We start from the raw sequence: 11,021 nt of genomic DNA on the forward strand, positions 1-11,021 counted from the left end.
TGGAAGTGAACGGATGCGCACCACTGGCGGAAGGCGTCGTCCGGGCCTAGCGGGAAGTCGAAATTATTGTCGTAGAGGACGAGCCAGCCGCCTTCCCGGAGAACCCGGCGGGCTTCGGCCAAAAAGGCATCGATATCGAACCAATGTACGCCGGAGGATACCGTAACGATATCAAACACGCCGTCGCCGAACGGCAGCTCCTCGGCCGGGGCTTCCACATAAAAAACGCCGTCGACCGGGACGGCTAACCGCAACATATCCGCGGAAATATCGGTTCCGTATACTTGGGAGGCGATCGCCCGCAGCACGCCGGTAGAAAGGCCGGTGCCGCAGGCTACGTCAAGGGCGGTGTCGAGGGGGCCGTCGAGGCCCCAAAAAGCGCGGATTTGATCCACGCTGCGCGCATGCACGTCGGGCCGGCCGAGGGCGTAGCGGCTAACCGCGGCCGCGGAGGCGAAATAGTTCATGCCTCAAGCTAGGAAATTGCGCGCAATTTGTCCACCGGATTCGCGCGCGCGGCCCGCAACGCCTGGTAACCCGTCGACAGCACCGTAAGCGCCACGGCGACAAGCCCCGCCGCCGCGAACACCCCAACCCCAATGGACACGCGGTACGCAAAATCCTGTAACCAGCTATAGGTAAAATACCACGCTATAGGCGAGGCGATCAGGAACGCCAGGAGCGTCAGCCGCACAAACTCCCCGCTGAGCAGCGCCAGCAGGGAATAGACGCGGGCGCCGAGGACCTTGCGGATGGCGATTTCGCGGGCGCGGCGTTGGGCCGTGTAGGTGGCGAGGCCGATCAGGCCCATGCAGGAGATGAAGATGGCGACGCCCATCGCGATGTTCATCAGTCGTTCGGTCTTTTGTTCGGTCTCGTATAGACGCGCGATGCTGTCGTCGAGGAAGTGGTAGTCGAAGCGCTCGTTGGGGTAATACTGTTCCCAGAGGGCGCGGATGGGACGGAGGACGTCGGAGGACATCGAAATACTGACGGCCCTTTCGCCGGGCGCGTAGGAGGTGAAGAAAAACGGCGCGATCGTCTCCCGCAGCGATTGCGCGTGGAAGTCGCGGAGGATACCCACGACCGTGCCCCGGGAGTCGTCGAAGCCGACCTGGAGACGGGCGCCCAGCGCCGCTTCGGGGGTGCGGTAGCCGAGCGCGCGGGTCGCGGACTCGTTGAGCAGGAATTCACTCACGGTGTCCGAGTGGCGGATATTGCGCCCCGCCCGCAGCTGCAGGCCGAAGAGCAGCACATAGTGCTCGTCGCCCACCTCGAAGGGCAGGGCCATGCTGAACGAGGGGTCGTCGACCCGTCTTAGGTTCGACATCGGGTGCGTTTTGGCGGCGGGCGCCTCCTGGTGGACGGAGACAGACTTTACCCCCGCGAGGTTCCTTATCCGCTCCGCAAAACGGCTGGCCTTTTCATAACCGTCGTTCCACCCGGTGTACAGTGTTACGATGGCGCCGTGCTTGATGCCCATGTCGGCCCGCAGTATATAGCGGACCTGGTTCCCGATGACGAGGGTGCCGATGATAAAGACCAGCGACACGGTGAACTGGAAAACGATCAGCGCCCGGCGCAGGAAGCCGCCGCCTCCATAACCGGTCATCCCCTTCAGGCTCTCCACGGGCCGGAGCGACGCGAGTACCCGCGCGGGATAAAAACCCGCCACGAGCGTGGTGGTGACGGTCAACAGCGCGAGGAAGACAAACACATCGGGCGTCCAAAGACGCAACGTCATCCCCTGGGGTGCGAGCGACCGGGCCAGGCCGAACGCCGGCGTCGCCGCCAGGAGCGCGAGCGCCGCGGCCATCACGGTGAGCGCCAGGGTCTCCAGCAGGAACTGGCGGCGCAGCTGTCCCAGGCTGCTGCCCAGCGTTTTCCGCACGCCTACCTCACGGGCCCGCTGGAGCGATAGCGAGGTGGACAGGTTTATGAAATTGATACAGGCGATGAGCAGGATAAAAACGGCGACGGCCATCAGCGCATACAGCGCCGGCCGGCTGCCCTTGCGCACGTAGTCGTCCCGGTAGAGGCTGTTGAAGTGCAGGTCCGACAAGGGTTGGAGACGGAGCTCGTCGATGTGGCCGGTATAAGGCGGGACGTGCCGCCGTACGATACCCGGGAAGGCCGCTTCGGCTGTCGTCTTGGAAACGCCCTTGGCGAGCCGCACGAACGCCTGGGTGGTCGGGCTCCAGTTACCCCAATGGTCCAGGTGTATTTCACCGGCCAGGAAGCTGTGCCGGATGGTCGCAAAGGAAATAAAGTCCTTGAACGCGAGATCGGATTGCCCCTCCCAGTCTTTGACGATACCCGAGACCGTGAGGTGGAGCGAATCCGGCGTCCATACGTCCCCGTAATACAGGTCCCTCCCGATCCATTGGTCGGGCGGCCGCGGCCCGAAGTAGCGCGTTGCCTGTGACTCGGTCAACACCACCGTAAAGGGCTCATCCGAAACCCTGCCCGCCAGCCACTGGTAGCGGAACAGGTCGAAATACGACGGTTCGGTGATGATCACCGGGCTGACTTCCTCGCCCCGGCGGGCCGCGTAGAACCGTTTTCCACCGGGGACCGACACCCGGGCGTAGTAGTTCCAGAATTCGGTGACGTTGTCAAAGGCGGACGTCTCCTGGCGGATAACGCCGGGTAATGGGTTTTGGACGAACCCGATCCCATCGACGTTCCCCTGCCCGTCTTTTTCCTGGCAGACAACCCGGTAGATGCGGTCGCCGCCCGGGTGGAAGTCGTCAAAACCCGTTTCGTACCGCACGATGCGATAGATTATCAGGCTGATACAGATCCCTAAAGCCAGCCCCAGGACGTTGATGGCGGCGTACCCGCGCCGCCGGCGGAATTGTCTAAAAATAATGCGCAACATATTGTTTGCATGTTTATATTTGCAACTGAGAAGTTGCAAATGGCCGTATATGGATGCATACCGGCCGGATGCGGAATGGTTACATTAAAACATAACATATGGAAACAACCTACGAAGTGGCCCCGTCGGGCAACCAGCTCACGGCGAAACGCACGGTAAACGCTCCCCGTGAAAAAGTATGGCGGGCCTGGACCGACGCAACCTTGCTGGACAAGTGGTGGGCGCCCAAGCCGTACCGTGCCGAGACAAAGAGCATGAACTTTACCGAGGGCGGCCGCTGGCACTACGCCATGGTGGGTCCTGGCGGGGACAAGCACTGGTGCAAGTCGGAGTACAAAACCATACAACCGCAGGAACGGATCGTCCACGTCAACGCCTTTAGCGACGAGGAGGGCAACACCGTGCCGGCGCCGCCCAGCCACCTCTGGCAAACCGAATTTACCGCCACGCCCACCGGCACGTCGATTACCGTGGTGCTGACCTTTGACAACCCGGCCGACCTGGACCGGATCATGGAAATGGGCTTTAAGGAAGGGTTCGCCGCTGCGCTGGGGAACCTCGACGAAACGTTGGCGGCATAACGAAAGGTAGCGGTGTTGCAATACGGGCGGTAAACGCCTATATTTGGCGCATGCGCGGCCTGCTCCTTCTATTGGGCATCCTCACCATAGCACAGACGCACCGGCCCGTGCCGCGGGCGCCCCGATCCTTCGAGCTGCATGGCAATGGCAAGACACAGGTCTTGTTGTATTCCTCGAGCCAGCGGCTGGGCAAAAAGGATACGGGCATACATACCCTGCTGATCGTGATCCACGGGCTGTATGGCAACGGTCCCGCGATTTTCGATCACGCCGACGACATGGTGCACCACATGCGCGAGCAGCGCCATACGCTGGTCATCGCGCCGCAATACGCGACCTTGGAGGACAAGGCCTTTTTCTTCCTGGGCGACGACTACCTGGTCTGGAAAAACGCCGGCTGGCGCGACGGCAACGAGGCGGAATCCTATCCCCTCAGCTCCTATGCCGTGATGGATTCGCTGATCGGCTCGGTCATGGACGGGCCGAACTTCCCGAATATAAAAAACGTCGTCGTCATGGGGCACTCGGCCGGCGGTCAGTTCGTCCAGCGTTACTCGGTGACCACCCCGCTACCGGACGGGCATCCGGCCGTGGCCTTCCGGTTTATCGTGATGAACCCGTCCTCGTACCTGTACCCGGACGCCAACCGGCCGCTCGACGGCGTGCACTTCGTGCGCCCGGACAGCACCAGCTGCCCGAGCTACAACCGCTATCCCAAAGGGCTGGAGGGTCTCAACCACTACGCCCGGCTGGCGGGCAGGGAGCGCATCCTCTACAACATGCGCCACCGCGACATCGTCATCCTCCTGGGGGAAGACGACACCGACCCCGGGGGCGAGAACCTGGACGTGACCTGCGCCGGCGAAATGGAGGGCGCCTTCCGTCTCCAAAGGGGCAAGCTCTACGCGGCCTATATGGGCCAGCCCTGCGAGGTCGTGCCACGGAGCGGGCACAACAGCGACGACATGATCAATTCCGCGGCGGCGGAGCGGTGGGTGTTCGGAAAGCGGTGAGCGGACACCCGGTGTATCGTTTGCAGACAGTGCAAATCCAATTCGTAGCAACAATTAATTGACAATCAGGGCGAAAGGTCTTTGGCATCGCATTAGCGCCGCAACACGCATGCTCGCCAATTACCTCAAGATCGCCTGGCGGAACATCGTCCGCCACCGCTGGTTTGCCGTCATCAACATACTGGGTCTTTCGCTGGGGATGACCTGTTGTCTGTTCATCCTGCTTTGGGTGCGGGACGAACGCGCCGTCGACAACTTCCATGTGCATGGCGACCGGCTGTATACCGTATATACCAAGAGCGGCGGTACCGGCGGGTACAATACGCCCATCAAATACAGCCAGGGGCCGGTGCTTCCGCTCTTCGCGCTCGACGGAGCGAAAGATGTCATCCCCGGAATCGTGCATACGACCTATTACGCAACGGCCTATGAGCTGCCCTGGGGACATGCGGAGACGTTCCAGGTGCGGGACAAGCTGGTAAAGCTGGAGGGTTCCCGCGCGGACTCCGATTTTTTCAAGATGTTTAGCTATCCGCTGTTGGAAGGGGATGCTGCCGGCGCGCTCCGGGACCCCGACGACATTGCTATTTCCCGCAAGATGGCGGTCATCTTCTGGGGCAGCCCCGCCGCGGCGATCGGGCAGACCATCCGCGTGGAAAACAGGTTCGACTTTAAAGTCAGCGCGGTCTTCGAAGACCTGCCGGGGCAAAGCTCGATGCACTTCGACTACCTCACGACCTGGGCGTCGCTGCGCCAATATTTCGGCCTGGCGTCCGGCAACTTCCAGACGTTGGTCGAGCTCGCGCCGGGTGCGGACCCCGCGGCAGTCACCGCCGGGCTCAACCGTATGATCCGCGAGCGCTTCGCAGGGAACGGCGGGGATAAGGTGGAGCTGGGGTTGCAACGCTACGGAGACGCCTATCTCCACAGCGTCTTCGTCGACGGCCGGCCGCGGGACGGCCGGATCGAATACGTCCGTCTTTTTAGCGGGATCGCGCTCTTTATCCTCCTTATCGCTTGCATCAACTTTATGAACCTGGCCACCGCGCGCTCGGTCCGCCGCGCAAAGGAAGTCGGGTTGCGCAAGGTCGTGGGCGCGGAGCGCTGGAGCCTGGTCGGGCAGTTCTTCGGGGAATCGGTGATCTTCGCATTGCTGGCGTTGCTGTTATCGCTTGTGCTGGTGCAGGTGTTCCTGCCGGCGTTCAACCGGTTCACGGACAAGGCGATCGTTTTTCCCTGGACGGACGGTCGCCTGTGGTGCTGGCTGACCGGTATATGGCTCGTAACGGGCGTCGTGGCGGGTAGCTACCCGGCGCTCTACCTTTCTTCCCTGAGGCCGGTGCGCGTGCTCAAGGGCGTCTTCCGTTTTACCGCGGGCGCGATCTGGTTCCGCAAAAGCCTTACGGTCTTTCAATTCGTATTGTCCATTGTGCTCCTGATCGCGACGATCGTCGTCGTCCGTCAGACCGAATACGCCGAGCACAGCGACCTGGGCTACAACCGCGAGAACCTGGTATATATCCGGATCGAGGGCAACCTCTCGCGGCGCGACAAATATCTGCTGTTCAAACAGGAGGCGTTACACCAGCCCGGTGTCGCGATGGTCGACCGCAGCTCCGAAACGCCCCACGCCATGAATTTCGTGGCGCTGCCCGGCGCGATCACCTGGGACGGTATGACCAAGGACCAGTACATCGGCGTCAAACCCGCCTCGGTCGGGTTCGACTTCGTGAAGCTGATGCACCTCCAGGTCGTTCGCGGACGCGACTTCTCCATCGACAACCCCTCCGATTCGACCGATGCCTTCCTGGTCAACGAGGAAGCCGCGCGCCAGATGGGGATGACCAACCCTATCGGAAAGGCCGTCTCCGCCTGGGCCAAACACGGACACATCATCGGCGTGATAAAGGACTACCACACCCAGTCCCTCCGCGATCCCATCCTCCCCGTCCTGCTGGACGTAAAGGAGGGCGAAGACTTCGGCGTCATCATCGCCCGGACCCAACCCGGCCGGACACGGGAAGCCCTGGCGGGCTTGAAAAAGGTTTACCGGGACATCAACCCGCAATACCCCTTCGCCTGCCAGTTCGTCGATGAAGAATACGACAAGCTTTACACCAGCGAGGTCCTGGTCACCCGGCTGTCCATCCTCTTTGCCGTGCTGGCCATCCTGATATCGTGTATGGGGCTGCTCGGCCTGGTGATGTTCTCGGCCGAGCAACGGACCAAGGAAATCGGCGTGCGCAAGGTCCTGGGCGCTTCCGTGGGGCAGATCGTAGCGTTGTTCTCGCGCGATTCCCTCCAGCTCGTCGCGGTCGCCTTTGTCGTCGCGGTACCCCTGGGCTGGCTCGCGATGCACGCCTGGCTGCAACAGTTCGCCTACCGCGTGTCCCTGTCGTGGTGGATATTCGCCCTGGCGGGTGCGGCGTCGCTGTCGCTGGCGCTGGCTACCATGGGGTACCAGGCGATCAGGGCGGCGGTGGCCAACCCGGTGAAGAGCCTCAGGACGGAATAGGCCTCTCGCCGTAGATCACCCAGGCGCTGGCGTCGATCGCTACATGAGCCGGGTACTTACTTTCGACCAACGCCACCACCTCCCGGTGTATGGCCTCGTGCGTGGCGTCGTCCGCCTTGCTCAACGCCGCCACGATGGGCGCGCCGACCTCGGTCATCATCGTCCAGTAGTTTTCGGCGGTACCGACGTCCAGCTGCGTGGACACTTCGTATTGCTCCACTTCTATCAGGCCGGCCTTGTCAAAGATATCCGCGATCAGGCCGTCGGCGGCGCAGCGGAACATACCGGGGGCGCCCGGCGCGGGTGGGGGAGGAGAGAGGTGTTTATGGATCACGCCCATGATCGCGGTGACCCAGAAATTCCTTTCGGGAATGTTCCAAACGGACACGGCTATGCGCCCGCCGGGTTTGAGGACGCGCGCCATTTCACGGGCGGCCTGTTCCATCGACGGGAAAAACATAAAACCCATCCGGCAGCTGACGGCGTCGAAGGTGGCGTCGGGGAAGGGGAGGGCGCAAGCGTCGGCGGCGACGAGCTCCACGTTGGCCCGCCCGTGAGCCTTGGCGCGCGCGACCGCGAGCATGTCCTCCGAGAGGTCGCTGATGACGACCTTTTGTACCGAGGGCGCTATCAAAAGACCGGGCTCGCCGGTACCGGAGGCGATGTCCAGCACCACGTCGGATGGGCCGGGCGCCAGCCGGCGGATAATCTCGCCGCCCACGGGACCCAGGAAGCGCATATTGACGTCGTCCCATTTTTCCCAACCGGGGGAGAATTTGTCCCAGGACGCCCGCTGGGTGTCGCGTATTTGTTCGAGAGCCGTATCCATTTTTTTTTAAAAGATACGAAATCCCGCGTCATATCGTCAAGGGCGGCGTCAGCGCTTCACGGGCACCGTGAGGTTCACCGTGACCTCGTCCCCCACCATCTTCCCCAGGTCGAAGTCCTGGCGCTTGACCACGAACGTGCCCTTGAACACCTTTCCGTCGAAGGTAAAGGGGATTGTATAGGGTTTGGTCACGCCTTTTATCGTCAGGTCGCCCGCGGCGGCATAGCCGGAGGCGGCCTTGGTGATCGACCGGGATGTAAACGCGATGGTCGGGTTTTTGGCGACGTCGAACCACGTCGACTCGTTGCACAAGTCGCGGTCCCGCTTGTCGTTACCGGTCTTTATGGTTTTGACGTCGACGGTGGCGTGCATCGACGAGGCGGAGAGGTTGTGCTCGTCGAACTTGATATCGGCTTTCAAGCCGCCGAGCGTGCCGTGCACGGTCCCGCCCAGCGGTCCTTTTACAGAAAAGGAAACGACGGCGTTCGACGTGTCGACGGTCGACGATTGCGGGAGGAACAAGACGAACAAAAGCGGTAGGAACTTCATATGTTGTGTTTTTGCGTAAAGAAAATATGTACGCCGGCGTAAAAGTCGACCGCGTCCAGGTCGTGGAGGCGGAGCAAGGGCCCGATTTCATCGCCGCCGATATAAAAATAGCCGATCCGGACGGCAAGCCCTAACCGCGGCTGCCAATGACCATAGTACAAAAGGGAGGCCGGAAGGCTGACGTCGCCCCAGCGCGTTTCGTACCGCGGGACAATGGCGTACACATCGGGACGGGGCATACCAAGTCCCTTGACGATCGCCAGGGTGGTGTAGAAATGCCGGTACACATTCCAGTCGGCCTGAACGCTCAGGGCGGTGGGCAGCCCCATCCGGAAATGGTTCCCCGCAAACGAAGCGCTCGAATCGCCGTTATAAAAAACCGCGCTCAACGTCCGGTCCACTTGCTCGTTGTTGGCGAACTTGGCCTGGTGCCAGTCGGAAAATACGCCTTCGGCGGTTTGGAGGTGGTAGGCCGAGGCGGCGTGGCGGAGGTTGACCGACCCCAGGTCGAGGAGCGACAAACCCAGGCTGCCTATGCCTTTACGGACAAGGGTTACGCCGAGGTCGGCGCTGAAACCGTGGCCATGCGGCCCGTAGTCGCCGTAGTCCGTGCGACCGTAGTCGAGGTTGGTGTTGGTAAAGACCATGCCGGTCGTGTCCTGAATCGTGTAGCCGATCCGGGCACTACGAGCATATGCGGCAGCATATGCCTGGAGGTATTTGAGCGCGCCGCCCACCTTGATCTCATACCGCTCGTCCTCATGGATCACCGTGGCATAGTGCGCTCCGTACTCCATCCAGCCCATGAACCGGACACGAACGCTATTGTCCTGAAAGGACTGGTCCCACAGGCTTTTGTTGAGGAAATAGTCAAAGGCGTTTTCTCCCAGGTGCCCCGTAATGTTGCGGATACTGGCGTAAGAGCGTCCCGCGATCGTCAGCCCGATCTCGTGTTTGTGCCTACGTCCCACGGTCATAAAAAAAGACGGCCCCAGCGCCTCCGCCGACAGCGCGACGTTAAACTGTTTGTTGGGGTTCGCGGGGTCGAATTTCGTGTCGAACAGGTTTTCGTCGATCGAGCCCTTGATGATGCGCCGGAAGCCAAAGAAGGGCACCTGGTTTTTTGGCGCGTACAGGAAGTTGTTCGCAAAGGTCGCGCCCACGGAGGCGACGTTCACGTCCCAGGCCAGCTTGCTGTCCGCGATGGAGCTGGGATTGAGCAGGGCGCCCTGTATACCGGCGAAGTTGCCGGTCCGCACGCCGAGCATTTCCTGGGCAAACGCGCACGACGTAAGGTGCGCGCAAAGGAGTAGCATAGGTAGTTTTTTCATACCCGATTGGTAATGGTTAGCTACTCCTATATACGCGGTAGCCGGGGGAAGGTTGCTTCTACTCCGCCAGGTCCCTGATCACTTCCCGGCAGGTCAGCGCCAGGTCGGTGCGCCCGGCATTGACGTTCCGCATCAGGATGAGGCCATATCCGTGGCCGTTATCGTCCTGGATCATATACGCCGACGTGTATCCCGGTACCGAGCCGTCGTGGCTGATGGCATTGAGCCGTCCGCGGCTGACGACGATCCCGAGCCCGTAGTGCTCGCCACCGGGCGGTATGTCGCGCATGGTCCGCAGGCTCGAGGCCTGGAGCACCGGGTGTATGCCCACCAGGGAGAGGATGAATTTGGAGAGGTCGCCCGGTGTGGAGAAAATACCGCCGTTGGGCACGCGGTATCCCCGGCCCTTCAATTCGTTGACCGCGATTTTCATATTGACGTGCCCGTCCTTGTCGTTGGCGATACCCGGCGCCAACCGGGTCAGCTTGTCGGCGGGCATGATGAAGTAGGAGTCCTGCATACCCAGCGGCGTAAAGATGCCGTCCTGTACCAGCTGTATATAGGGGACGCCCGCAGCCCTTTCCAGGCAGAGCCCCAGGATGGCGAAACCGATGTTGGAGTAGAGGTACTGCTGCCCTGGCGTGCCGGCGTAGGCGGTGTGGGGGAGACAATCCAGGACCTTGTTTTCCCATTGATCCACGGTTCCAATATCCCTTTGACGAAGGTCCGGCTCCCGTTGGAGCCCAGACGTATGCGACGCCAGCTGGCGCAGCGTAAAGGGCGTGTAGCCCGGTATCTGTCGCACCTCCGGGACGTATTTGTCCGCGGGGTCGTCCAGGGAGACCTTGCCCTTTTCCACGAGCTGCATCAGGACCACGGTGGTGAACGCCTTTGTCAGCGAACCGATCCGGTAAATGGTGCTGGTGTCGGCCTCGCCAAAGGCCTGCGCCCAGACGACGCGCCCGTCCTTTATGAGCGCGGCGGAGATGCTTTCGTGCGGAAGACCGCCCAGGCCCGCCGTCAGGTCTTTTTGGAGCCGTCCGACCACGCGGGTCTCCCGGGGGGTAAGCTGGGCAAAGCCCTGCTGGACCAGCAGGGCCAGGATCAAAAAATACTTCATGGTCCTAATATACTATTCGGATCGCAGACTACGGACGGGGTTGGCCAGGGCCGCGCGGATCGCCTGGAAGCTCACCGTGGCCACCGTGAGGAGCACCACGCCCGCGCCTGAGACCGCGAATATCCACCAGCCGATCGACATCCGGTAGGCATAGTGGTCCAGCCAGTGACGCATAAAGAGCCAGGACAGCGGCGTCGCGATC

The 11,021-nt window shown here is 61.6% G+C and carries 10 protein-coding genes; 3 read left to right on the forward strand and 7 right to left on the reverse strand.

Translation table 11 applies throughout. The annotated features are described in order from the left end of the window. A partial coding sequence (locus VL547_RS04190; RefSeq protein WP_325575517.1) for a class I SAM-dependent methyltransferase occupies positions 1–467 on the reverse strand: 467 nt, incomplete at its 3' end. Between the two features lie 8 nt (positions 468–475). Next, positions 476–2,881 (reverse strand): ABC transporter permease, encoded by a 2,406-nt coding sequence (locus tag VL547_RS04195; protein WP_325575519.1) that lies wholly within the window; start codon positions 2,879–2,881, stop codon positions 476–478. A 98-nt stretch (positions 2,882–2,979) separates the two neighbouring features. Between VL547_RS04195 and VL547_RS04200 the strand changes: the two genes are divergently transcribed. From VL547_RS04200 to VL547_RS04210, 3 genes are all read left to right on the forward strand, one after another. Further along, the gene (locus VL547_RS04200; protein ID WP_325575521.1) at positions 2,980–3,462 is read left to right on the forward strand and encodes an SRPBCC domain-containing protein; all 483 of its coding nucleotides are present in this window, start codon (positions 2,980–2,982) and stop codon (positions 3,460–3,462) included. A gap of 50 nt (positions 3,463–3,512) precedes the next feature. Further along, entirely contained in the window at positions 3,513–4,475 is a 963-nt protein-coding gene (locus VL547_RS04205; protein WP_325575523.1) for a hypothetical protein, read from the forward strand. A gap of 109 nt (positions 4,476–4,584) precedes the next feature. Next, positions 4,585–6,990, forward strand: a complete 2,406-nt coding sequence (locus VL547_RS04210; protein WP_325575525.1) for an ABC transporter permease — start codon at positions 4,585–4,587, stop codon at positions 6,988–6,990. Here VL547_RS04210 and VL547_RS04215 read toward each other — a convergent pair. The 5 genes from VL547_RS04215 to VL547_RS04235 all read right to left on the reverse strand — a co-directional run. Then, the gene (locus tag VL547_RS04215) at positions 6,977–7,819 is read right to left on the reverse strand and encodes a class I SAM-dependent methyltransferase (protein ID WP_325575527.1); all 843 of its coding nucleotides are present in this window, start codon (positions 7,817–7,819) and stop codon (positions 6,977–6,979) included. The genes VL547_RS04210 and VL547_RS04215 overlap by 14 nt on opposite strands. A gap of 48 nt (positions 7,820–7,867) precedes the next feature. After that, on the reverse strand, positions 7,868–8,368 hold the full coding sequence (locus VL547_RS04220) for a YceI family protein (RefSeq protein WP_325575529.1): 501 nt from the start codon (positions 8,366–8,368) through the stop codon (positions 7,868–7,870). Continuing rightward, on the reverse strand, positions 8,365–9,699 hold the full coding sequence (locus tag VL547_RS04225) for a DUF5723 family protein (RefSeq protein ID WP_325575531.1): 1,335 nt from the start codon (positions 9,697–9,699) through the stop codon (positions 8,365–8,367). Before VL547_RS04225 ends, VL547_RS04220 begins: the two co-directional genes overlap by 4 nt. 58 nt (positions 9,700–9,757) lie before the next feature. Next, positions 9,758–10,819: a serine hydrolase domain-containing protein gene (locus VL547_RS04230; RefSeq protein ID WP_325575533.1), complete on the reverse strand. Its 1,062-nt coding sequence runs from the start codon at positions 10,817–10,819 to the stop codon at positions 9,758–9,760. Positions 10,820–10,831: 12 nt separating this feature from the next. Further along, a partial coding sequence (locus VL547_RS04235) for a hypothetical protein (protein ID WP_325575535.1) occupies positions 10,832–11,021 on the reverse strand: 190 nt, incomplete at its 5' end.

The sequence above is a fragment of the Dinghuibacter sp. genome, assembly GCF_035492835.1.
In the GTDB taxonomy this organism is placed as follows: Bacteria; Bacteroidota; Bacteroidia; order Chitinophagales; family Chitinophagaceae; genus Dinghuibacter.